The organism is Roseibium polysiphoniae, from assembly GCF_014842925.1.
In the GTDB taxonomy this organism is placed as follows: domain Bacteria; phylum Pseudomonadota; class Alphaproteobacteria; order Rhizobiales; family Stappiaceae; genus Roseibium; species Roseibium polysiphoniae.
This window is the reverse complement of sequence record NZ_JACYXJ010000007.1, coordinates 40,362-63,663: the sequence shown is the minus strand read 5'-3', so window position 1 is coordinate 63,663 and position 23,302 is coordinate 40,362. Positions and strand designations below refer to the sequence as shown.

The window sequence follows — 23,302 nt, the reverse complement described above, 5'->3', positions numbered from 1 at the left end:
GCGTTAGTCGCGCAGAAGGTCGTTGATGGAAGTTTTGGAGCGCGTCTGTTCATCGACACGCTTTACAATGACCGCGCAATAGAGGCTCGGGCCCTGCGTCCCGTCCGGAAGCGGTTTGCCAGGCATGTTGCCGGGAACGACGACCGAGTAGGCAGGGACTTCACCGATGAAGATCTCACCCGTGTTGCGGTCGATGATCTTTGTCGAGGCACTGATAAAGACGCCCATCGAAAGCACGGCACCCTCGCGCACGACAACGCCTTCAACGACTTCCGAACGAGCACCGATAAAGCAATTGTCTTCGATGATCACCGGACCGGCCTGAAGGGGCTCCAAAACGCCGCCGATGCCGACGCCGCCCGACAGATGAACGTTCTTGCCGATCTGGGCACACGAACCCACGGTCGCCCATGTATCGACCATCGTTCCTTCATCGACATAGGCGCCGAGATTGACGAAAGACGGCATCAGCACAACGCCTTTGCCGATGAATGCAGAGCGACGCACCGTGCAATTTGGAACCGCGCGGAAGCCGGCTTCCTGGAAATCAACGCCGCGCCAGCCGTCGAACTTGGACGGAACCTTGTCCCACCAAGTGGCGTCCCCAGGGCCGCCCTTGATGACTTCCATCGCGTTCAGCCGGAAAGACAGGAGAACTGCTTTCTTGGTCCATTGGTTTACGCTCCACTCGCCGTCTTTCTTCTCTGCGACGCGCAGCTCACCGCGATCGAGCAGATTGAGTGTCTTCTCGACAGCATCACGCACATCGCCGGTGGTATGGGTGTCGATGTTTGCGCGGTCTTCAAACGCTGCATCGACGGTCGCGGCGAGTTTGACGAGATCGTGGGTCATCAGTCTCAATATCTCCGGCAGGAAGCGGGTTAAATAGTGTGGCGGACCTAAGCCGCGCTGCGCGGGCGTGTCAAGCGCAGGTGCGGCAAAATCGGCTTTGACGCCTTGGCAAAAATGAGAAAAGCGGCCGCTGCTGCTGGCTGGGCATTGCGCGTCGACGGTTCAAGTGAACCCGATCGCCTCGTCGGTCAGATCCAGGTCGCTACACAGATCATCTCCGGGCCGCAGCACATCGGCGATTTGATCTTACCCCCGTCATTCGGGCATTTGGTGATCTGAACCTCGGTGCCGTCATCTCGCTTGAGCACAAGTCAATTGTATTGAGGGCCAGGGGACATAGATCCTGATCAAAGGAGACAGTCGCTGGGCGGCGCAGGCCAACAGAAAAGGACGGCATATGGAACTGTGGATCCCGATTACTGTCTTTGCGGCCTTTTGCCAGAATCTCCGTTCAGCGCTTCAGCGCCACCTCAAGGACAGCTTCGGCACGACTGCAGCCACTTTCGTCCGCTTTGGCTATGGTTTTCCATTCGCGCTTCTTTACGTTGGCATCCTGCATGTCTTCGCCGGGATGCCATTGCCCCGGATCAATAGCGCATTCCTGGTGTCTGGCGCGCTGGGAGGTCTGGCGCAAATCGGCGCGACCTTCTTGCTGATCCATCTCTTCTCCTATCGAAATTTCGCCGTCGGGACAGCTTATTCCAAGACGGAGCCGATCCAGGCAGCCCTGTTCGGATTTGTTCTGCTTGGCGAGACGCTGTCGCTACCGGTCATGATGTGTATCGTTCTTGGCATCGCAGGCGTTGTCATGATTTCACTGGCGCGCACGCAGCTCAGTGCGCAGGCAATTACCAGCTCACTCATCGGAAAATCCGCACTGATCGGACTGGCGTCGGCAGCTCTGTTTGGTGCCTCTGCTGCCTTCTACCGGTCCGCCTCATTGTCGCTGGGCGGGCCAGGGTTTCTGATGCAGGCGGGCTTCTCACTGGCCTGTGTGAAATTGTTCCAATCAGCACTCATGGCGAGCTGGATGTTTTTCCGAACGCCACATCAGTTGAGCCTTACACTACGCCATTGGCGTATATCCACGCTGGTGGGATTGGCTGGAATACTCGGTTCGCTCGGCTGGTTCACAGCGATGACACTTCAGCCTGCGGCCTATGTGCGAGCACTGGCGCAGATCGAGCTGGTCTTCACGTTTGCCGTATCATGGCTTGTGTTCCGCGAAGCGATTTCACGCAATGAGCTGTTGGGATGTAGTCTGATCATGCTGGCCGTCATCGGAATCATTCTGTCTTCATGACGGCCAGCATGGCTTGATCTTGGCAATTGCTCCCGACGGCTTACTGGTTGAGAACAATTACCTTTGTGCTGCCGCCGTCGCAGGTGTAGCAGCAGCTTCGGCATCTGTTTCGGTTGTTATAGCCGACGCCCCAGTAACTGTTGTTGCGGTTTCGGACCCAGGCTCCATAACAGACTTTCTCCCCGTAGCGGCAGGAGATGCGAATGGTCTTGTTGCTGTAGTCGTCCAGTACGTAAACCTTATTGTTGCCCGGCCAAACATGCCCGCGCCGGGTGTCCGAATAAAGCTCAACATCAACGATCTTCGGATGTTCGCTGCGGAACTCCCAGGTCAAGCTTTCCGCTCGGACCTGCTGCGAAGCGTCCAAAATAAGGATGAAAGGTAGGCTGCACAAAACCAGCAAGAGCCGGAGGCTCAATCTCTTCAACATTAATACTCCCCCAATTACTTGAGAATGCAGGTTTAACTCTGCATCTAACCCCGATTTCAGTATGGCGTGAACAGCCGCGGTTGTTCAAGTGGCGGCGGGGAGGCGGCCTGACAAGCGCCGGGTTGGATCCGAATTGTCCAGCGCCAAAGGATAATCAAAGGATTTCATCTAGCACCGTCAGTGTTGCTCATGGGCACACGCCCACTACGCGAACCTTAACCCGCGGCCTTGAGGAGCCAGTCTCTGAAGGCGGAGACGGGGCGTGACAAGGGCCGGTTGGGGGAGCGGACAAACCAGTAGCCGGTATCCAATTCGAGAACAGGCCAATCGGGCATAACCAGGTGACCGGCGGCGATTTCCTGCTCGACAAATCGTCGGTCGATAACGACTGCGCCCATGCCGGCAATCGCTGCCTGAATTGCCAGATCACGGCTTTCAAGAAGCGTTCCGGATGTTGCCTCGCTATGCTCGAGGCCAGCTTCGTTCAGCCACAGAGACCAATCATTGCGGCGGCTTGCACTGTGCAGCAAGCGCAGCTTGGAGAGTATCTCACCGGGCTTGCCGCCTTCGCCGGGAAGCAGAGAAGGCGCCATGGCAACGGCGAGATGCTCTTGCCAGAGCAAGGTGCTGTCGATGGCCTGCCAGTTGCCTTTACCCAGGCGAATGGCGCAGTCGTAATTCTCTCGTTCGAGGTCGATGACACGGGTCGAGGCAGACAGCAGGATCTCAACGTCGGGCTGAATCGCTTGAAAATCGGGAAGGCGCGGAATGAGCCAGCGCGTTGCGAATGTGGAGACCGTGCTGATTCTGAGTTCGGTGCGCCCACGCCGCTTGAAACTGTCGACGGCACCTTCAATTCGGTCGAAGGCGTCGCCTATGCCAAGAGCAAGACGCTGGCCTTCTTCTGTGAGCGTGAGCCCGCGCCCATCTCTGAGAACAAGCGTTGCACCAAGCTCACTCTCCAGCTTGCGCATCAAATGGGAAAGTGCGGACGGCGAGACGCCAAGTTCTTCAGCTGCTTGTGCTGCCCGGCCATGGCGTGCCAGAAGAGAAAATGCATGAAGAGCGCGCAAGGACGCCATGGCTCGACCGACCTATCGTTTGAGATTAGCTCAATATACGACAGGCAGAAGCCCAGAGCCAGAGTTCTAAAGTCGTGCCCTAGAGTGCGCCTTTCACAGCGGTCAGGAAGCCGGCGAGATGATCGGTAACGAAGTCGACGGGACTTTGGTCCTCGCCTTCCAGGTCCCACCCTTCACGAAACACGTCTCTCGTTCCCGAAGGCACGATCAGAACAGTGCGCATGCCGAGCCGGTGCGGGACATCGAGATTTTTCTGAAGGTCTTCGAACATTGCTGCGCGCGCTGGACTGACACCAGTTTGCTGCAGGAAAATGTCGTAGGTTTCCCGGTTCGGTTTCGGCATCAGGTCGGCGGCCACTATGTCGAAGATGTCTTCAAAATGGTCGGTGATCCCCAAAGCTGTCGCGGTTCGCTCGGCATGGGGCCTGTCGCCATTTGTAAAAATGAATTTGCGCCCGGGCAGGTCAGCAATCGCCGAGCCAAGGGCTGGGTCGGGTGCTATGTTTGAATAGTCAATGTCATGAGCGTGTCTGAGGAAATCGTCAGGGTCGATGTCGTGTTCCATCATCAGGCCGCGCAGCGTGGTGCCATATTGATGATAGTAGGCCTTCTGCTGCGCCATTGCCTCGTCCTTGCCCAGGTTGAGCAGGCGGGCGACATAGCTTGCGATCTGATCATTGATCTGGCTGAAGAGATCAGTCTCTGCAGGATACAGAGTATTGTCGAGATCGAAGATCCAGGCTTCGACCCCTTTGAAGACCCTGAGGTCCTGCGCATGGGCATGGGAACCCTCGCGTGAAATGATTTTCTTGCCGGTCACGGGCGGATCAACGTCCCGACGCCGCGATCGGTAAAGAGTTCCAGCAGCACGGCGTGAGGCACTTTTCCGTCCAGGATGACGACACCTTCAACGCCCTGGTCCAGAGCCTCGATACATGTTTCCACCTTCGGGATCATGCCTCCTGAAATCGTGCCATCCGCAATAAGCTCACGTGCCTTGGCAACGGTCAGCTGCTTGATCAGGTTGCCTTCGCCGTCGAGAACGCCGGGAACGTCGGTAAGAAACAGCAGACGTTTTGCATTGAGAGATCCGGCAACAGCCCCGGCAAACGTGTCGGCGTTGATATTGTAGGTCTCGCCTTCGGGCCCCGGAGCGACCGGCGCAACAACCGGGATGAGGTCTTCCTTGAGCACCAGCTTCAGGACCGTTGGATTGACATCCGCCGGCTCGCCCACAAAACCCAGATCAACGACGTTCTCGATGTTTGAATCCGGATCGACAACGGTGCGACGCAGTTTCTCGGCCGTGACCATGTTGCCGTCCTTGCCGCAAAGGCCGACCGCCCGGCCACCTTCTGCGTTGATCGATTGGACGATTTCCTTGTTGATCGATCCGGCCAGAACCATTTCGACGATCTCGACCGTCGCCTTGTCTGTTACACGCAGCCCTGCCTTGAACTCACTCACGATTCCGAGGCGTGTGAGCATCTTTCCGATCTGGGGTCCGCCACCGTGGACAACAACGGGATGGACGCCGGACTGCCGCAGCAGGGTGATGTCGCGAGCGAAGGCCTTGCCAAGCTCCGGGTCGCCCATTGCGTGGCCACCGTATTTGACCACAACCGTTCGGTCATCATAGCGCTGCATGTACGGCAGGGCCTGAGCGATGACATGGGCGCGGCTATGCTGATCCGAGGAAGTCATTGGGCGGGTGGTCTCACTTTGGATTCACGTCTTGTGCGTGGCTTGATAGCTTTTTTCGTTTCGCGTCTCAATCAGAAGGCCTGAACTCAGTTCAGAACCAGATGATTGATTTCTGCGCGCAGCTCCTCGATGCCGTTCACCTTTTCCGAGGATGTTGCGATGATTGCCGGAAAGGCAGCTGGCCGCTTTGACAGGTTGGCAAGCGTCTCTTCCTTGAGGCGTGTCAGGGCTGGAGGTTTGATCTTGTCCGACTTGGTCAAGACAACCTGATAGATGACGGCCGCCTTGTCGAGCAGGGCCATCGCCTGCAGGTCGATTGGTTTGATGCCATGCCGGCTGTCGATCAACAGGAAGACGCGGCGCAGGGTCGGCCGTCCGCGCAGATAGGCAAACACCAGATTTGTCCAGGCCTCGACCAGCTCCTTCGGCGCCTGGGCATATCCATACCCCGGCATGTCGACGATGGTCAGCGGCGCCTCGTCTGCTGAAAAGAAGTTCAGCATTTGGGTTCGACCTGGCGTGCTCGAAGTTCTGGCCAGTCCCTTGCGTCCGGTCAACGCGTTGATGAGGCTGGATTTGCCAACGTTGGAGCGTCCGGCAAAGGCAATCTCGGTGTCGCCAATGTCGGGGAGGTTTGCCATGTCGGTGACACTGGTCAGAAAGTCCCAGCGCTTGGCGAAAAGCAGGCGGCCGGCTTCGATCTGGTCTTCGGTGAATTTTTCTTCTTCGCTCATGTTTGGTCTTCTAGCTGGCATTGCGCCCCGCGTCGAGTAGACGATGCAGGACGCCCTGTCTTGCCTGATGTTAGCGGTCAACCTTGCGCAATTCAGCTGGATCGGCTCCGCGTATCGCAGATAGGTTTTCCGTGATCTTGGCGATCGGCCAGTCCCACCAGGCTATTTCCAGCATCTGGGAGATAATGTCGTCGAAAAAGCGTTGCCTCACGATCATGGCCGGATTGCCAACCGCCACGCAGTAGGGAGGGACATCGCGGGCGACGACGGCCTTGGCGCCAATGATTGCGCCGTCGCCGATACAAACGCCGGGCATGATGGTTGCACCCGTCCCGATCCAGACATCGTTTCCGATGATCGTGTCGCCGCGAGACTGCTTTGGGAAAACGGAAGTGTCGTAACCCGTTTCCCAGCCTTCCTGAAAGATATGGAAAGGGTAGGTTGATAGTCCGTCGAAGGCATGGTTCGCGCCGTTCATGATAAACTCGACGCCTGTCGCCAGGGCGCAGAACTTACCAATGACCAGGCGGTCTCCGAGAAAATCAAAGTGATAGCGAACGCATTTTTCCTGGAAGCGCTCCGCTTCGAATGGGTCATTGTAATAGCTGTAGTCACCGGCCTCGATATTGCTGCCGGAAATGACGTTTTTGATAAAGACGGTGTGTTGTGCGCCCGAAAATGGGAAACGGGCCTGCGGATCCGGACCGTGCATGGGGCCTCCGTAAGTGTCAGATGTTGCGCAAGGAAAGAATGCAGCTGATGCTGCAGTTGACCCGGTGGTCGGTGAAGACCTTGCAGAACGGGTCTGGACCTAGGAGATCATTGGCGCGGTACTCCGGGGCGGCGGGTTCGTATCGAGATCAATAAAAAGGGCCCCGCGATGCGGAGCCCTTGTGCTTTAGCAGGATTTCAAAGAACCGTCAGCTCTTGTCTTCGACTTCTGCTTTCTTCCGTTTGAAGGTCGACTTCAGATTGTCGAACAGCTCCACCTTTACACCCTGCCGGCTCATGATCAGCCACTGCTGCGCCACAGAGAGTGTGTTGTTCCAGGCCCAATAGATCACCAGCCCGGCCGGGAATGAGGCCAGCATGAAGGTAAAGATCACTGGCATCCAGGTGAAGATCATCTGCTGAGTCGGATCGGGCGGAGCCGGGTTCATCTTCATCTGGACGAACATGGTGACGCCCATGATCAACGGCCAAACGCCGAGCATCAGCATCTGCGGGGGATCCCAGGGGATCAGCCCGAAGAGGTTGAAGAGCGTCGTTGGATCAGGAGCTGACAGATCCTGGATCCAGCCGAAGAAGGGAGCATGCCGCATTTCGATCGTGACGAAAAGCACCTTGTAGAGCGAGAAGAAGACTGGGATCTGGATCAGCACGGGCAAACACCCTGCAAGTGGATTGATCTTTTCCTTCTTGTACAGCTCCATCAGCGCCTGTTGCTGCTTGGCCTTGTCATCCGAGTAGCGCTCGCGAATTTCGGTCATTTGCGGCTGCACGAGCTTCATTTTGCTCATGGAGACGTAGGACTTGTTTGCCAGTGGGAAGAACACGAGCTTCACACCCACGGTTACGAGCAGGATCGCCACACCGAAGTTGCCGACCAGATGGAACAGCCAGTCAATGGCAAAGAACATCGGTTTGGTCAGGAAATAGAACCAGCCCCAGTCGATCAGGAGGTTGAATTTTGCAACGCCGATGCTTTCTTCGTAGGCGTCCAGAAGGCGCTTCTGTTTGGCCCCTGCAAAGAGATATGAGCTCGTTCCGTCTTCGCCCCCGGCAGGAACGCTGACGCCCTGGCCAAGAAAGTCTGCCTGGAAGTTCTTAGAGACAGTGGAATAGCTGAAGCTAGGCTGGAAGGTCTCACCTGGCGTTGGAATGAGCGTTGTCGCCCAGTACTTGTCAGTGATGCCAAGCCAGCCTTGATCGACTTCTTCAGGGCGGATCTGGTTCTCTTCCTCAAGATCGGAATAGTCGATCTCGCGCAGGCCTTCCTCGCCGAATACGCCGAGCAGGCCCTCGTGAAGAATATAAAATCCCGCAGTTTCAGGCTGACCATTCCTGGCAATCAAGCCATAGGGGTAGAGGTTCACCGCAGCGTCGGTGTTGTTTTGAACCGACTGTTCGATTGTGAACATGTAGTTTTCATCGAGCGAGTATGTGCGCTTGAAAACCAGGCCGGAACCATTGTCAAAGCTCAGTGTGACAGGCGTCGACGGCGTTAGCTGGTCATTGTCTTCGACCGTCCAAAGGGTATCAGCCTCTGGCAGGGCGACATCTGACCCTGGATCCGCAACCCAGCCATAGTCGGCGTAGTAGGGTGTCGGGCCGCCTTTGGGCGACAGCAGCACGATGGTCGGGCTGCTCTTGTCGACGGTCTCGTGATAATCCTTGAGGCGCAGGTCATCGAGGCGCGCGCCGGTCAGGTTGATCGATCCCGAGAGCTTCGGTGTCTCGATCTTGACGCGCTGTGAGCTGGCGATCGCTTGGTCTCGTGTGAGGCTTATGACTGTGGCGCCGCTGGTCGGAGCACTCGCTTGCCCGGGCACCGCATTCGGTGTCGGCTTGGTCGGGTCGCCGTTAAGTTCGGCCTGCGCTTGTTCTGCTGCTTGCTGTGCCTGCAGCTCCGCCTGCTGCTGCTCCAGTTGCGGCTGGGCGACAAAATATTGCCAACCCAAAAGCACGATCAGGGATAGCACGATTGCTAGAATCGTATTTCTATTTTCGGAGAACAACTGGATTTACCCCTGTTTTCTGCTCGGCACTGTCTCTGGCCCGGGCTTGCCATTTGACGAGCGCGGTTTTCTGCGACGCTGTCCCGACTTTGGGTCGAGTGCAAGCGGCATTCCGGACTTAAGGTCCGATACCAGATTTTGAAAGGGAAGGGAGAGCGCAGATTCGCGTCCGACCAGGACGAAATCGGCATGCTGTGGAATATCATTCGCATCCAAGGCTGCGACAGCTGCGCGCAGACGGCGTTTGATCCGGCTTCTTGCTGCCGAGTTCCCGGTCTTCTTGGTCACTGTATACCCGATGCGGGGGGCATCATCACAGTCGCGCTTGAGGCCTTGAAGCACAAAAGCGCGCCGACCCACCCGTCCGCCTTTGGCGACAGCTAGGAATTCGGAGCGCTTTTTAAGTGTTTTCATCGGCGGCGCAGGCTGTGTGTCTGGTACAGTCATCACCGGCAACGCCGCGTGCGTGAGGCCGATCAGGCGCTCAGACGCTTGCGGCCTTTTGCCCGGCGGCGCGCGAGAACCTGACGGCCATTTGCCGTAGCCATGCGCGAACGGAAGCCGTGACGGCGCTTGCGGACAAGACGGCTCGGTTGATACGTACGCTTCATTGTTCTTATCCGCGCAGATGAGCGCGGCCCTTGTTTTTCGAAATTCTTGGAGGAAGCACTCGAAGCGCCTTATCGGCGCGCCCATACCAAAGGCTGTGATCCGAGTGCATGTCCCGGTCGAGCGCGCTTATACGGGGGACGAGGCCTCAAGTCAACGCGTCAGACACCAAATATCTTGCACAGAACCAGCGAAAAAGGATCCGCATTTGTTGCGGGGCAAAGAACGCAATTGAGTGAATTAAGAGCGGATTGGTTCAACCATCTCTCAATTGTCGGTGAAGTACAGTTCTCATTTGCACTTTTCGACTACACCTGTCTGCAAGCAGGCGCGTCGAACAGATTGAGGATGAACTTGACGGTGCCAAGATCCAATTTCAGTGGGGCAAGAAATATGTCGAAACAGGCGGCAGAAGACAGTGAGGATGCACAAGTGCCTGCGGGTGCTAGCAATGTGATCCGTCGCTGGCTCCCGGTGTTGTGCATCTTGGTAGCAATGGCGGTTGCCTGGTTCATGGGATTGCATGAACACCTCACGCTTTCAGAACTGATCCGCAATCGCCAGGACCTGGCAAGCTATGTCAGCGAGAATTTGGTTGCCGCTGTTCTGGCATATATTCTTCTTTACGCAGTCGCAGTTGCGCTCTCCTTTCCTGGTGCATCGCTCCTTACCATTGCTGGCGGCTTTCTCTTCGGTTGGTTGATCAGCGGAACGGCGACAGTTGCCGCCGCGACACTGGGTGCGACGGTCATCTACCTGGCAGCGCGCTCGTCGCTTGGTTCGGTCTTTACGCGGCGGGCCGGTCCCTTCGTCGAAAGACTGGCCTCAGGCTTCCGCGAGAACGCTTTCAGCTACCTCCTTTTTCTCCGCCTGACACCGGTTTTCCCATTTTGGCTGGTCAATATCGCACCCGCGATCTTCCATGTGCCGCTGGCAACCTATGTTGGTGCCACATTGATCGGGATCGTTCCCGGGACATATGCATTTGCCTTCATAGGAGCGGGGCTCGACAGCGTGATTGCAGCTCAGGAAGCCGCCAATCCGGGTTGTGCGGCAGCCGGGACCTGTCATGTCGATCTTGGAGCTTTGGTGACGCCGGAACTATTGGCGGCGTTTTTCGCCTTGGGAATCGCCTCCCTGGTCCCGGTCGCGCTGAAGAAAATCCGCAATCGCGGAGCGGGAAGCTAGACGTCTACCAATGACAGATGCCTCGAACGAATAACAACGCGAAAGCGAGAACAAATGCCTGATATTTTGACTCCCGATATTTGCGTGATTGGTGCCGGGTCTGGCGGCCTGACCGTCGCCGCGGCAGCTGCTGCCTTTGGCGTCGATGTAGTGCTTGTAGAAAAGGGTCTAATGGGCGGTGACTGTCTCAACTATGGCTGCGTTCCATCGAAAGCACTCCTGTCCGCGGCGAAATCGGCCAAGGCTCATGGCCCGGATCCCAAGATTGGCGTAGAGGCGGGATTTTCAGGGGCCAACTTTGCCAGCGCGAATGATCATGTGCGGTCTGTAATAGCTGCCATAGCACCGCACGACTCGGTCGAGCGTTTCGAAGGGCTGGGTGTCAATGTCATTAAGGCGGCAGCCAGGTTCGCATCCCCTGATACGGTTATGGCGGGAGAAACCGAAATTCGAGCCAGGCGCTTTGTGGTCGCCACCGGGTCATCCCCGGCGGTGCCGCCGATCCCCGGTCTGTCGGATGTTGATTATCTGACAAATGAGAGCCTGTTCGAGCTTCGCCAGGCTCCCGAACACCTCATCATCATCGGGGGTGGGCCGATCGGGCTGGAAATGGCGCAGGCGCACATACGATTGGGATCAAGGGTCACAGTTGTCGAGGCTCAAAAGGCTCTGGGCAAGGACGATCCGGAACTCGCGGCCATCGTCTTGAGTGCCGTGAAGAAGGACGGCGTCGAAATTCTGGAAGGCACGGCCGTCAAGTCGGTCTCAGCCGTGGACGGCCTGATCCAGGTGGATGCCGAAAGCTCTCATGGCGCTGTTTCCGTCAAAGGCAGCCATCTCTTGGTCGCGACGGGCCGCAAGCCCAACCTCGACGGGCTTGGCCTCGAGGCCGCTGGAGTTGACGTCGAACGCGGCGGCATAAAGGTGGACAAGGGTCTGCGGACTTCGAACCGGAAGATCTACGCGATTGGCGACGTGATCGGCGGCCTGCAGTTCACTCACGCGGCGGGCTATCATGGCGGCTTGGCCATTCGCTCTATCCTCTTCCGCCTTCCTGTCCGCGAAGATCGGGTCAACATGCCTTGGGTCACCTATACGTCCCCTGAGCTTGGCCATGTTGGAATGAACGAAGCGCAGGCAAGGAAGCAGCATGGCGACAAGGTCAAGATCCTGACTGCAGACTATGCTGCGAATGACCGGGCCCAGGCGGAAGGCGCCACAATCGGGCGCTTGAAACTTATTGCAGGTCCGAGAGGCAAACTTTTGGGCGCAGACATCGTCGGCGCCCAAGCTGGCGAGGTGATCAACCTTCTGTCCCTGGCGATCTCCAAGAAAATGACCATGAAGGACCTGACGGGCTTCGTTGCGCCTTACCCGACATTGGGAGAGTTGGTACGCCGCGCGGCGACCTCCTATTATGCCGACGCCCCTTCTAATCCCTGGGTGCGTCGTCTTGTGCGATTTCTGACACAGTTTGGGTGAGACGATGGCAAGGGTGCCTTGATCTCGCCCTTATGATTTGCTGCCTTGCATGAAACAGCGGTGAAAGTGACCTGAATGAAGCACGAAGGTCTTCCCAAGGGCGAAATCGCGCCTTCCGTGGGGAACGACGCATCCGACCTTGCGGCGGCAGGGGATCAGCTCGCAAGATCCCGCTATCAACTCGGCGGGCTCTCCGGCAAGCTTCTGGTGCTGACGATTGTCTTCGTGATGTTGGCGGAGATTTTCATCTATGTGCCTTCGGTCGCGAATTTTCGCAATACATGGCTGACGGATCGTCTGACGACCGCTGGTGTGGCAGCCGCGGTTCTGAGTGAAACCAACACGATTGCACCACGCCTTCAGGAAGAGCTTTTGCGAACCACTGGCGCTGTTGCCATTTCGTTGGACTTGGGCAGCAGTCGCAGCCTGATCGCAATGAGCAACGCACCATTTGAGGTCGAGTTTGTCGTCGATCTTGCACAGATGACGCCCCTGCGGGCGATTGTGGAGAGTTTCCGAACCCTTTTTTATAGCGGCGACGGGCTGATGCGCGTCGTCGGGGCAGGGCAGATGGGCCTGGTCGAGCACGTTGATATCGTCTTGCCCATCAGTCTCCTTCAGCAGGACATGCTGGCGTTTTCAGGCCGCATTCTGGCGCTGTCGCTTGTGATATCCATCATCACGGCAGCACTGGTTTATGTCAGCCTGCGTGCACTTTTCGTGAGGCCATTGCTACGGCTTACCCGGTCGATGGACTTCTTCGCCGAAGCGCCCGAAGACGCTTCGCGCATCACGGCGCCATCCGGTCGGAACGATGAGCTCGGGGACGCTGAAGTCCGCCTGGCTGCAATGCAGCAGGCGCTCTCCCGTGCCTTGCAACAAAAGCAGAGACTTGCGGATCTGGGACTGGCGGTTTCAAAGATCAATCATGATTTGCGCAACTTGCTTGCTTCGGCCCAATTGTTCCTGGAGCGGCTGGAACATGTACCTGACCCGACTGTGAACCGCCTCGCGCCGAAGATCCTGGCAACCCTCGACCGTGCGGTTTCTTACACTCAGGCGGTCATGTCTTATGGCAAGGCCCAGGAAGAAGCGCCTAAGCGTCGGCTGATTGCCTTGACGCGTGTGTGTGATGATGTTGCCGAGGTGCTCGGCCTGCCAGACCATGCGACGATTGCATTTGAAAACCGGGTCGACGGCAGCGTGGAGGTCGACGCAGATCCTGAGCAGATCTTTCGTGTCCTTTTGAACCTGTGTCGAAACGCTGTTCAAGCCTTGGAGGCTGAGCGTGATGAGACGCTTGTCAGACGGATCGTGCTCGAGGCGGAGCGCCGCGGCGATTGTGTCCATATCCTTGTCTCTGATACCGGCCCGGGCATCCCTGCAAATATCAAGAAGGCCCTGTTCAAGGCCTTCCACAGCGGGTCCAAGGCGGGCGGGGTCGGGCTGGGGCTTGCCATCGCCGCAGAGCTTCTCAAGGCACACGGCGGGGAAATCTCTCTGGACGATGCGAGGCAGGGCACATGCTTCAGGATCCAGATGCCCGATCGGCGCTGAGAGCACTGCGCGCGCCATCATGACGTGGAAAAGTGATAGAGCAAAAACGAGACTTGGAAATTTGCCGTGGAAGTTTTTCACAGGCGAAAACGGCAGGTTTGCTCGTTTTAATCACCGGCTGCCAGGTGGTTCAAAAAAAACAAAAACGGCGCTTGCAAAGCGTCGGCGGGCAAAGTAGAAGTCCCTCCAGTCCGGGGGCGACGCCATCGTCGCACCAATACGGACAATGCGCTGGATCCGGCTTGAAGCTCGAAAACGACGAAGCCTCACAACGGATCATACGCCTACGCACCGGTAGCTCAGCTGGATAGAGCACCAGACTACGAATCTGGGGGTCGGGGGTTCGAATCCTCCCCGGTGCACCATCACCTAGAATGATTTTCCCCTAAACCGTTTTTAAAAGACTGTTTCGAGAGCGTTCTCAAACCTTGTGATTGCATTGCCCCCTGCGATGCGCGCTACAGCAGTGGGTTACACTTGAGTGATCGGGTTCGCTAACTTTCCATTCCGGAAGTTCTTCACGGCCATGAAAAACGCTTCAAGAAGCAGGCTTTTTTCACTTGTGAGTGCGAAGGCGACCTCTTCATAGGCTCGTTGCATTTCCTGCACGGGAACACGCTGAACAATGTCGTTCCGACCGGTGCCATTGCGCCACATGAAGCCGATACCCATGCCATTGACCACCGCTTCGTAAACCGCGTCGCGCGTGTCCAGGGTCAGGAGGGGCGTCGGCATAAGGTCCGAGGATCGAAAGGCCCGGTCCACCACCCGTTGGGTCGAGGAACCCTTTGTCCGGAAGATGAGGGGCGCCTGCATCAGACTTCTGCACGTGAGGTGGCCGATCTCTGTTGCCGGATGATCCGGATGGACGATCGCCACCACGCTCTGACGGATCAGGAGCTCCCGGCGGAAACGTCCGTCGCCCGGGACATCCGGAAGCACGCCGACATCGACTTCCCGGGTGATGACTGCACTGATGATGTTCTCGAACGAGCCGGTTTCGACGGAAATCTCGACGCCGGGGTGCTTCTTGTGAAAGGCGGCGATCAGCGCCATGCCTGGCATAGAGTTCCCCAAGCCGATCGATAGCCTCCCGTTGACCAACGTATTGTTCCGGCTAAGAAGTCGCTCAGCGTTCCGCTCGGCTTCGGCCATGCGCTCAGCGATGTCGCACAGTTCGGTGCACAGGGGCGTGGGTTTGAGTTGGCCATTCTTCCTGTCGAACAAGCGGACCGCGTATTCGGTTTCCAGATCGCGGACCTGTCGTGAAACGGCCGGTTGGCTGACACGCAATTGTCTGGCAGCGGCAGCATAGGAGCCCGCTTCGGCAACGGCGTTGAGGGCCCGGATTTTCGACAAGGTGACTGACATCCAAACGCTCCAGAGGAGAGAAGCACACTGATAAGACGTCTTGTTTGCTTTGATGAAACCATAGCTTTGGTCTGTAACGCGGGCGTCACAGCGAAACGAAACTTTGGTGTCGGAACGAGTGGAGTGGATCGCCATCCGGCTCCCTTGGGCTCTTGCAATTCGATAGAAATCAGCGGTTCCGGGATCTCCGGAACTGTCCAAGGCTGGACGGAGTTTTATGGCTGGGCATCGGATTTGTTCCGGATTGGAAGTCGACAAGGTCGTCGGCTATGCAGCGGTTCTATGCGACCTGGATGGCTGCCTGATCGTGGGCGGTGCAGCCTTGCCGGGTGCCCGGGAATTTACCGCGGTGGTAGGTGAAAGGCTCTGGATTGTCTCCAACAATTCTTCTGATACTGCCCGCTCGCTCTCGAACAGGTTGTCTGACCTCGGGATTTCCGTCTCCGAAGACCGCATCCTGCGGGCTGGAGAACAGGCGGTAGTCCATTTGAACGAGGTGAGCCCAAAAGTTGGCCTTCGTTGTCTGACAGATGCGCCCGTGCGCCAGATGGCGGAGCTCCTGGGTTTCAACCTTTCGCCCAAACGAGCCAAATATGTGCTGCTCGACCGGATGGCGTCGTTCAATCTCCACTGCCTTGAACAGGTCATTGCTGATCTCAACGAAGGCGCGCGCCTGTTGGTCGCCAACATCGACAAGACGCATCCGGACCAAGACGGCAATCCGGTTCCGGAAACCGGCGCTTGGCTCGCCGCTCTGGAAGCCTGTTTGCCGGGGCTCACCTATGAGTGTTTCGGAAAACCGTCAACGCACCTCCTGAGCGCCGCAATTCAAAGGTCGGGCACACTTCCCGAACGCAGCGTTTTCGTCGGTGACAATCCCGAGACGGATGGCGAGGCCGCACGGTTGATGGGGAAGGATTTTACGGAAATCAACCGCACGTCTGCGCCGCCATTCTTGGTTGCCGCGGGCAACAAGCCGCTGGCAATGAGGACGATATGATCGGATACACCCTCAGGACGTTGATCAAGATGGCGGTCACGCTTTTCGTGATTGTCAGTCTGGTGTTTTTCGCGACCCGTCTTTCCGGCAATCCGGTTGATTTTGTCCTCGGCGTAGGAATCACGGAAGACGACAAGCAGCTCCTCATCAAATACTACGGCCTGGACGGGTCCATTTGGACGCAATACTGGCACTATCTGGGGTCCATTCTGTCCGGCGAGTTTGGCCTTTCCTTTTTGGAGCGGCGACCGGTATCAGCCATTGTCGCCGAGCGGATCGGCCCATCGCTGAAGCTGATTTTCGGCACGATGGTGTTCACTTTTTGTGTGTCGATACCTCTCGGAATAGCAGCAGCAATCTATCGCGACCGACTGGCCGGAAGCGCAATCATGATTATTGCCTTTCTCGGCTATGCGGTTCCAGCGTTCGTGCTGGCCATCGTCATGATCATGGTCTTCTCCTACTGGCTCAACTGGCTGCCTGTGGTCGGAAACAGCACATTTTCCCACTACATCATGCCAACCATCGCCATGTCGGGGATGTGGGTGGCCGCGCTGACCCGATTTACGCGCAATGCCATGCTGGACGTTCTCAGCCAGGACTATATGCGCACAGCGCGGGCCAAAGGCATGCCTGAGCGTGTGGTCATCCTGAAACACGGTCTGCGCAACGCATCCATCACGCTTTTGTCGGTAATGGGGCTCCAAATTGCCGGATGGATCGCCGCCGGGTCCGTGGTCGTTGAGTCGATCTTTTCCTGGCCGGGCATCGGCGAAATGCTCGTGCGCTCGGCGATCCAGCGCGACTACCCGGTGCTGCAGTTCGGTGTCCTGTCGGTTGCGGTCGCAGTGATCTTGATCAACGCGGCTGTCGACATTGCCTATGCCTACGCCGATCCACGCATTCGCCTGGCAAAGGGGACCTGAATGACCGACATTTCCCATTCGTTCACGCTGAAGGCCATCCGGCTCCCGGGCATCGGTTTGTGGAAACAAGCGAACTGGATCGTTCGGATTGCGACGCTCGTTGGCCTGGCCCTCGTTGTTCTTTCTGTCGCAGCCCCGCTGGTCGCACCGTTTGATCCAAACGACCAGAGCCTGATTTCGCGGCTTCGGCCGCCATTGGGTTTTGATCGCTACAAAGACGGCTTTTTTCTCGGCACCGATGAACTGGGCCGGGATATCCTGTCTCGCTGCACCTTCGGCCTGCGACTGACGTTTGCACTTGCCCTCGCCGGAGCTTGCATAAGCCTTTTGATCGGCGGAACGCTTGGCCTCGTTGCGGGCCTTGCCGGTGGGCATCTGGATGATCTCATCATGGGCCTGGTGGATGCGCAGATCGCCATTCCGATGACGTTGATTGCGCTTCTGACCCTGTCGGTTTTTGGCTCTTCCATCGACATTATGATCCTGGTGCTCGGGATCTATGGCTGGGAGCAATTTGCCCGGATCATTCGGGCGGAAGTCAAAAAACTAAGGCAGATGCCATTCGTCGAAGCGGCACAGGCGGCCGGTGCGCCGCCGCTCCGCATCGCGTTTGTCCACGTTCTTCCCAATGTGGTGTCACCGATTGTCGTTCAATTCACATTGAATTTTTCCAACATTGTCATCTGGGAATCGACACTTTCCTTCCTTGGTTTGGGCGTCCAGCCGCCCACGGCAACACTGGGTTCCATGGTTGGGACCGGACGCGATTACCTGCCGACCGCACCCTGGATCGTCCTTGCACCTGCGCTGACAATTCTCCTTCTCACCTTTGCCGTCCAGATCCTCGGCGACTGGCTCCGCGACCACGCTGATGTGCGGTTGAGATCGAGATGATCCTTTCAAAAACCAGAAGCCCAAACGGCCAAGTGACAAACCCTGCTGCCTTGGAGGCTGTTGAAATGATGAAACTACTTGGAACGACCGCGCTTGCTTCGCTATTGGCAACTGGCGCAATTGCCGCTGAAGTCACCGTTGGTGCCGCCAACGTTTCCGATTATCTCGATCCGGGCCGTGACCACTCCAACGTTGGTTCGCAGTTTTACTACAACGCTTTTGACACTCTGGTCGGAAAGAACCACGACCGATTGGAGATGGAATGGGTGCCGGCGCTCGCGAGCGAGTGGAAACTCATCGAGCCGACCCTGATGGAACTGAAATTGCGCGAAGGCGTGAAGTTCCACAACGGCGAAGACCTGACCGCTGACGATGTTGTCTTCTCCCTGAACCGCATGTACCAGGCGACTTTCCCTCCATACGTTGTCCGGTCCAAGGATCGCCTCAGCAACTTCGCCGAAGCCATCAAGATTGACGACTACACTGTTCAGGTCCGCGTCGAGCGGGAAGAGCCGCTCTGGGAAACGCTCTTGAACCTGCAGCAGGTCATGATCATTCCTGAAGAGTACACCAAGGGCCTGACCGGCGACCCGAAAGTTGCCGAAGACAGCGACTTTGAGGCTTTCTCCCTGACACCGGTCGGCACCGGCCCCTACAAGGTAGCGGAATTCCAGCCGGGTCAGAAAGTGGTCTATGAGCGGTTCGACGGCTTCTGGGGCGAACAGGCTCCTCTCGAAAAGGCAACCGTCATCCGCATGCCGGAAACCGCGTCGCGCATCACGGCTCTGAAGACTGGCGAAGCGGACATTGTCACCAACATTGCTCCGGACCAGCTTGAGCTGATCAACGCCGATCCGAACCTGAAAACCGAAGGCTCCGCAACGGCCCTATTCCACGTCATGATCATGAACGTGAACCACCCGCATCTGAAGGATCCGAAAATCCGCCAGGCCATGTCCCTGTCGATCGATCGTGATCTTCTCAACGAAGCGCTTTGGCTCGGCAAGGCGGTTGTCCCATCCTCCCACACCATGGAAGAAATGGGCCAGCTGCACCAACCGGATCTGGTTACTTTCGAATACGACATGGAGAAGGCCAAGTCCCTTCTGGCCGAAAGCTCCTACAACGGCGAGGAAATCGTCTTTGATGCCTTCCCGGTCTACTACACCAATGGTGTTCTGGCCGCGCAGGCGATTATGGAAATGTGGGCGGAAGCCGGCATCAACGGCAAGCTGAACGTCACTGAAAAGTGGACCGGTAACGATCCGGAAATGATGGCGCGCAGCTGGTCCAACCCGATGTATTTCGCCGATCCGTTCGGTTCCTTCGGCGTGATGTGGGCTCCGGACGGTCCGTCGGAAGGTGCTGGCCGGTTCAACACCGACGAAGAATATGCCGAGATGTGGGAGCGTTTCCGCTTCAACGGTGACGTTGAGCTGCGCAATGCGGCATATGCAGAGCTGATGGACCGTATCAAGCAGGACCCGCCTGTTCTGCCGCTCTACCGTCCGTTTGAAAGCTGGGCCATGAAGTCCAACGTCAACTGGGCGCCGAAAAAAGGTCACATCCCTTACGTGCTGGATTTCCGCGCAGGCTCTATCTCTTTCAACTAACATCCAGAAGCGCCGCCGGAACTCCGGCGGCGCTTCCTCTTGTGTATTATTGATTGAGGAACATCGCAGTGCCTGTTCGAATTGCAGTTGTCGCCGACATTCACCATGGAAAGCCGTCCGCTACAAAAAGAGGCGATACCGCTCTCGACCTGATGGACAAATTTGCACGCTTCTCCAATGACGCCCGGCCCGATTTTGTCATCGACCTTGGCGACCGGATTTCAGATGAAAACCGCGAGACGGATCTGGTTCTGGAGCAGGAGGTGGCGGAGGCCTTCAAGAAGGTCGAAGCGCCGGTCCATCACCTCAACGGCAATCACGACCGGGACCATCTGGATGTTTCCGACAATGAGGAAATCCTCGGCCAATCTCTGCAGCATATGGCGTTTGATGCAGGAGATTGGCGAATTGCCTTGTGGCGGGCCGATAGCAAGATCCTGCGCGGACCCGAGCACAGCGGCTTCGTCCTCCAGGAGGCGGATCTTCTATGGTTGCTCAGGACGGTTCAAAATGCTGACAGGCCGCTTCTTGTGGTCAGTCATGTGCCGGTCTCCGGCCATTCCCAGGTCGGCAATTACTATTTTCAGAATAATCCGGGCGCTTCGACCTATCCGATGGCTGAGCGCGCGCGTGCTGCGCTCGCCCAGGCTAGCGTCCCTGTTGTTTGTCTGGCCGGACATGTTCACTGGAACACCATCACGACCATCGACGGCATCACGCATCTGACCCAGCAGTCGCTGACCGAGAGTTTCACGACCCAAGGCGACCCGGCCGGTGCTTTCGGCATCCTGGAACTCGATGACACCGTCAATTGGACGGTGGAGGGCCGCGATCCCGTAACGTACTCCTTCCGCCCGGCTGTTGCGCGCTGGTCGCCGCCGCTGCCGGTTTTTTCCGAACATCCTGAGTTTGCCGCGCGCCGGGAAGGACGGCTGAAATGATCGGTCCGGTGCTAAAGGTCGAAGACCTCAGGGTTTCGTTTGGCGGCTTTGAAGCCGTCAAGGGAGTGTCGTTCGAGTTGGGTGCACGCGAAACGCTGGCGCTTGTCGGAGAATCCGGCTCGGGAAAGTCGGCAACGGCCCTATCCATTTTACGGTTGATTGAACGGGAAGGCGGGAGGATCACTAGCGGAGCGGTCTTGCTGGAGAATGACGGCGGGAAGACAGACCTGAGGCACCTGCGTGAGGACGCGCTGACCGGTGTTCGCGGCAACCAGATCTCCATGGTGTTCCAGGAGCCCATGACGTCACTCAATCCGGTTTTGAAGATCGGTGATCAGGTGTCCGAGGTCTTCATCCGGCACCGGGGCATGAGCAAGCGGGATGCCCTTGCAGCCGCGAAACAGGGTCTAGACGAGGTTCGGATTCCCGAGCCGGCTAGGCGGTTGTCCCAGTATCCGCATGAGCTTTCCGGCGGTTTGCGCCAACGGGTCATGATTGCCATGGCCCTTGCCTGCCGTCCCAAGGTGCTGATCGCCGATGAACCGACCACCGCGCTCGATGTGACGACCCAGGCGGAGATCCTGCGGCTGATCAAATCGCTGCAAGATGAAATCGGAATGGGGGTGCTGTTCATCACCCATGATATGGGGGTGGTGGCGGAGATCGCCGACCGGGTGGTGGTGCTGCGGCACGGCGAAAAGGTTGAAGAAGCCCCGGTCGAAGATCTGTTTGCAAGGCCGCAAGCGCCCTATACACAGCGATTGATGGCTGCCACGCCCAAGTTGGGTGAAGGGTCGACGACACGCGAGGCAGGTCTCGAAACGGTGCTGTCCGTCGACAATCTGTCCACCCGTTTCGCGAAGAGCAAATCATTGTTTCGCAAGGCAGATGCCGGAACGCTGGCCGTTGATGGTGTTTCGCTGACAGTTCGCAAAGGCGAAACGCTCGGGCTTGTTGGAGAAAGCGGTTGCGGCAAGTCGACCTTGGCCCGGTCGATATTGCGGTTGATCGAACCTGAGAGCGGCCGTGTCGAGGTTTCTGGGCAGCTGCTGACGGGTCTGCCGCCAAGGCAATTGAGAGCCTCGCGCAAGAATGTCCAGATGGTGTTTCAGGACCCTTACGCAAGTCTGAATCCGCGGCTGTCGATCAAGGCCCTTATCACCGAGCCAGCGCGCATTCATGGCATGGTGCAGGCCAGAGAAATTAGGGATCTGGCTGCGTCATTGGTCAGCCGTGTCGGATTGGAGGAAGACGCGATTGATCGTTTTCCGCATCAGTTTTCTGGCGGCCAGCGGCAACGTCTATGTATTGCCAGGGCACTATCGGTTTCTCCAAAGCTGATCATTGCGGATGAGGCGGTCTCCGCACTGGATGTCTCCATTGCCTGTCAGATCACGGACCTGATGCTCGACCTGCAACAACGCGACGGCCTGTCATTCCTGTTCATTTCGCATGATATTGCAGTGGTTGAACGGGTTAGCCACCGGATAGCGGTCATGTACAAGGGCAAGATCGTGGAGACCGGGTCATGGGAGGATGTCTTACGTCATCCCAAGCACGCCTATACACAAAAGCTTCTGGCTGCGGTGCCAAGCCCTGATCCGGCAAGGCGGCGGCTGTTGGATGATCGTCTTGAACACCAGGATATCGCCGTATAAATCCTAACCTGACCCTATCCAAGTTTGTCCTGCTCGAATTCGGTGACACCAGTTGCGGATGGTGTAATAGAGTACCTGAAACACGAGCGGCCTCATGACGTCCCCACAGCATCGTCCATCACCCCAAGGGCAATTGATCCCCGATATGGGAACAGCGCGCCGTCCGAGCGCGCCTAAGAGACGTTTTTTCGATGTTGGATTTTTCTTGGTTTTGGGTGTGACGTTTGCCTCCGGTCTCGCAGTATTTCATCGCGATGGGGCAGGGCGCGTTCTCGAAATTCTGGGCTCTGGCGTCGATTTGATCACCAGTATTGGTCCCAAGGTGCTGGCCGCCGTACTTCTAGCCGCTTGGCTGCGGCTCCTGCTGCCCAAGGACAAGATCAGCAAACATTTTGGCGGACATCAAGGCTTGAAGGGCATGTCGCTGGCCGTGCTGGTCGGGGTCATATTGCCGGGTGGGCCAATGACCGCCTTTCCGCTGGCTGTTGCCTTCTACGAGGCTGGAGCGGGTTTCGGAGTCCTGGTCGCATTCGTATCGAGCTGGCTGCTGCTGGGGGCCAATCGCACCATCGTCTGGAAAATGGCATTTTTCGACTATTCCCTGGTTGGTCTCAGATATGGCCTGTGTCTGCCGGTGCCGTTTTTGTTCGGATGGGGAGCGCAGGTTTTCGAGCGTCGTTGCCCGGGTCTGTTGGCCAGGATAACCAGATGGCCCTAGTTCTATTCACAATCTTGCTCTGGACCGCGACAGCCACGCTTGGTGCTATTGCCTTTCGACGGAGCGACGGCACATTTGCCCGCGGCCTGCGGGACGCTGCGCGCGAAGCTGTTTTTATCGCGCCGCGCCTGTGTATCGGCATTCTGGGCGCTGGTTTTGTTGCCGCACTCTTGCCTGCCGACCTTGTCAGCGCCTATCTGGGAGCGGGGTCAGGTATCGTCGGACTGGCTGGGGCCTCCGTTGCTGGAATGATCCTGCCGGGAGGGCCGGTCGTTGCATTTGCGGTCGGCGCGGCAGCGCTGGAGGCAGGTGCCGGACATGGACAGGTGGTATCTTTTATACTTGGCTGGTTGTTACTGTCATCAAATCGGACTTTGGTCTGGGAAATCCCCATAATGGGCACCCGCTTTGTGCTGTTTCGCATGGTGCTGGCAACGCCGATACCTTTGGCAATAGGGTATTTTATTTCTTTGTTGGCAAATTGAATCTATACGTATGCTTT

At 57.3% G+C, this 23,302-nt stretch carries 23 protein-coding genes and 1 tRNA gene; 13 read left to right on the top strand and 11 right to left on the bottom strand.

The features are described from left to right. Positions 1-3: 3 nt before the first annotated feature. On the bottom strand, positions 4-852 hold the full coding sequence (dapD, locus tag IG617_RS18525) for a 2,3,4,5-tetrahydropyridine-2,6-dicarboxylate N-succinyltransferase (protein WP_192110738.1): 849 nt from the start codon (positions 850-852) through the stop codon (positions 4-6). A 397-nt stretch (positions 853-1,249) separates the two neighbouring features. On the opposite strand from dapD, the gene IG617_RS18520 reads away from it, so the two are divergent. Further along, a complete protein-coding gene (locus IG617_RS18520) occupies positions 1,250-2,155 on the top strand; it encodes a DMT family transporter (RefSeq protein WP_192110737.1) in 906 nt (301 codons plus the stop codon). A 40-nt stretch (positions 2,156-2,195) separates the two neighbouring features. Here IG617_RS18520 and IG617_RS18515 read toward each other — a convergent pair whose 3' ends face one another. The 9 genes from IG617_RS18515 to rpmH form a co-directional block, all read right to left on the bottom strand. Continuing rightward, positions 2,196-2,489 carry a hypothetical protein gene (locus IG617_RS18515; RefSeq protein WP_209008606.1) on the bottom strand — a complete coding sequence of 98 codons (294 nt, stop codon included), beginning with the start codon at positions 2,487-2,489 and terminating at the stop codon, positions 2,196-2,198. 311 nt (positions 2,490-2,800) lie between these two features. Continuing rightward, positions 2,801-3,667: a LysR substrate-binding domain-containing protein gene (locus IG617_RS18510; protein WP_192110736.1), complete on the bottom strand. Its 867-nt coding sequence runs from the start codon at positions 3,665-3,667 to the stop codon at positions 2,801-2,803. A gap of 79 nt (positions 3,668-3,746) precedes the next feature. Further along, positions 3,747-4,487: a pyrimidine 5'-nucleotidase gene (locus tag IG617_RS18505; protein ID WP_192110735.1), complete on the bottom strand. Its 741-nt coding sequence runs from the start codon at positions 4,485-4,487 to the stop codon at positions 3,747-3,749. Then, positions 4,484-5,371: an acetylglutamate kinase gene (argB, locus tag IG617_RS18500; protein ID WP_192110734.1), complete on the bottom strand. Its 888-nt coding sequence runs from the start codon at positions 5,369-5,371 to the stop codon at positions 4,484-4,486. The genes IG617_RS18505 and argB overlap by 4 nt, the downstream gene beginning before the upstream one ends. An 86-nt stretch (positions 5,372-5,457) precedes the next feature. Then, entirely contained in the window at positions 5,458-6,105 is a 648-nt protein-coding gene (gene yihA, locus IG617_RS18495; protein ID WP_192110733.1) for a ribosome biogenesis GTP-binding protein YihA/YsxC, read from the bottom strand. A 70-nt stretch (positions 6,106-6,175) separates the two neighbouring features. Beyond that, positions 6,176-6,817, bottom strand: a complete 642-nt coding sequence (locus IG617_RS18490) for a CatB-related O-acetyltransferase (RefSeq protein WP_192110732.1) — start codon at positions 6,815-6,817, stop codon at positions 6,176-6,178. A 208-nt stretch (positions 6,818-7,025) separates the two neighbouring features. Continuing rightward, on the bottom strand, positions 7,026-8,843 hold the full coding sequence (gene yidC, locus IG617_RS18485) for a membrane protein insertase YidC (protein WP_192110731.1): 1,818 nt from the start codon (positions 8,841-8,843) through the stop codon (positions 7,026-7,028). A gap of 6 nt (positions 8,844-8,849) precedes the next feature. Then, positions 8,850-9,290 (bottom strand): ribonuclease P protein component, encoded by a 441-nt coding sequence (gene rnpA, locus IG617_RS18480; protein ID WP_209008605.1) that lies wholly within the window; start codon positions 9,288-9,290, stop codon positions 8,850-8,852. A 29-nt stretch (positions 9,291-9,319) separates the two neighbouring features. Further along, entirely contained in the window at positions 9,320-9,454 is a 135-nt protein-coding gene (gene rpmH, locus IG617_RS18475) for a 50S ribosomal protein L34 (protein WP_153770627.1), read from the bottom strand. Between the two features lie 391 nt (positions 9,455-9,845). Between rpmH and IG617_RS18470 the strand changes: the two genes are divergently transcribed. The 4 genes from IG617_RS18470 (at position 9,846) to IG617_RS18455 (ending at position 14,044) form a co-directional block, all read left to right on the top strand. Continuing rightward, the gene (locus IG617_RS18470; RefSeq protein WP_192110730.1) at positions 9,846-10,640 is read left to right on the top strand and encodes a TVP38/TMEM64 family protein; all 795 of its coding nucleotides are present in this window, start codon (positions 9,846-9,848) and stop codon (positions 10,638-10,640) included. 54 nt (positions 10,641-10,694) lie between these two features. Beyond that, positions 10,695-12,122 carry a dihydrolipoyl dehydrogenase family protein gene (locus IG617_RS18465; RefSeq protein WP_192110729.1) on the top strand — a complete coding sequence of 476 codons (1,428 nt, stop codon included), beginning with the start codon at positions 10,695-10,697 and terminating at the stop codon, positions 12,120-12,122. A gap of 75 nt (positions 12,123-12,197) precedes the next feature. Further along, positions 12,198-13,679: a sensor histidine kinase gene (locus tag IG617_RS18460; RefSeq protein ID WP_192110728.1), complete on the top strand. Its 1,482-nt coding sequence runs from the start codon at positions 12,198-12,200 to the stop codon at positions 13,677-13,679. A gap of 288 nt (positions 13,680-13,967) precedes the next feature. Further along, positions 13,968-14,044, top strand: a tRNA-Arg gene (locus tag IG617_RS18455). A gap of 106 nt (positions 14,045-14,150) precedes the next feature. On the opposite strand, the gene IG617_RS18450 is transcribed toward IG617_RS18455, so the two are convergent. After that, positions 14,151-15,050 (bottom strand): LysR family transcriptional regulator, encoded by a 900-nt coding sequence (locus IG617_RS18450; RefSeq protein ID WP_192110727.1) that lies wholly within the window; start codon positions 15,048-15,050, stop codon positions 14,151-14,153. A gap of 217 nt (positions 15,051-15,267) precedes the next feature. Between IG617_RS18450 and IG617_RS18445 the strand changes: the two genes are divergently transcribed. From IG617_RS18445 to IG617_RS18410, 8 genes are all read left to right on the top strand, one after another. After that, positions 15,268-16,050: an HAD-IIA family hydrolase gene (locus IG617_RS18445; protein ID WP_192110726.1), complete on the top strand. Its 783-nt coding sequence runs from the start codon at positions 15,268-15,270 to the stop codon at positions 16,048-16,050. After that, positions 16,047-16,976: an ABC transporter permease gene (locus IG617_RS18440; RefSeq protein ID WP_192110725.1), complete on the top strand. Its 930-nt coding sequence runs from the start codon at positions 16,047-16,049 to the stop codon at positions 16,974-16,976. Before IG617_RS18445 ends, IG617_RS18440 begins: the two co-directional genes overlap by 4 nt. Then, positions 16,977-17,870, top strand: coding sequence for an ABC transporter permease (locus tag IG617_RS18435; RefSeq protein ID WP_192110724.1), 894 nt, complete (start codon positions 16,977-16,979; stop codon positions 17,868-17,870). 65 nt (positions 17,871-17,935) lie between these two features. Further along, a complete protein-coding gene (locus tag IG617_RS18430; RefSeq protein WP_192110723.1) occupies positions 17,936-19,483 on the top strand; it encodes an ABC transporter substrate-binding protein in 1,548 nt (515 codons plus the stop codon). Between the two features lie 68 nt (positions 19,484-19,551). After that, complete coding sequence (locus IG617_RS18425; protein WP_192110722.1) at positions 19,552-20,424, top strand: metallophosphoesterase; 873 nt, start codon at positions 19,552-19,554, stop codon at positions 20,422-20,424. After that, positions 20,421-22,082 (top strand): ABC transporter ATP-binding protein, encoded by a 1,662-nt coding sequence (locus IG617_RS18420; RefSeq protein WP_192110721.1) that lies wholly within the window; start codon positions 20,421-20,423, stop codon positions 22,080-22,082. The genes IG617_RS18425 and IG617_RS18420 overlap by 4 nt, the downstream gene beginning before the upstream one ends. 205 nt (positions 22,083-22,287) lie before the next feature. Beyond that, on the top strand, positions 22,288-22,800 hold the full coding sequence (locus IG617_RS18415; protein WP_192110720.1) for a permease: 513 nt from the start codon (positions 22,288-22,290) through the stop codon (positions 22,798-22,800). Beyond that, positions 22,791-23,285 (top strand): hypothetical protein, encoded by a 495-nt coding sequence (locus IG617_RS18410; protein WP_192110719.1) that lies wholly within the window; start codon positions 22,791-22,793, stop codon positions 23,283-23,285. The genes IG617_RS18415 and IG617_RS18410 overlap by 10 nt, the downstream gene beginning before the upstream one ends. The last annotated feature ends 17 nt before the right edge of the window (positions 23,286-23,302 follow it).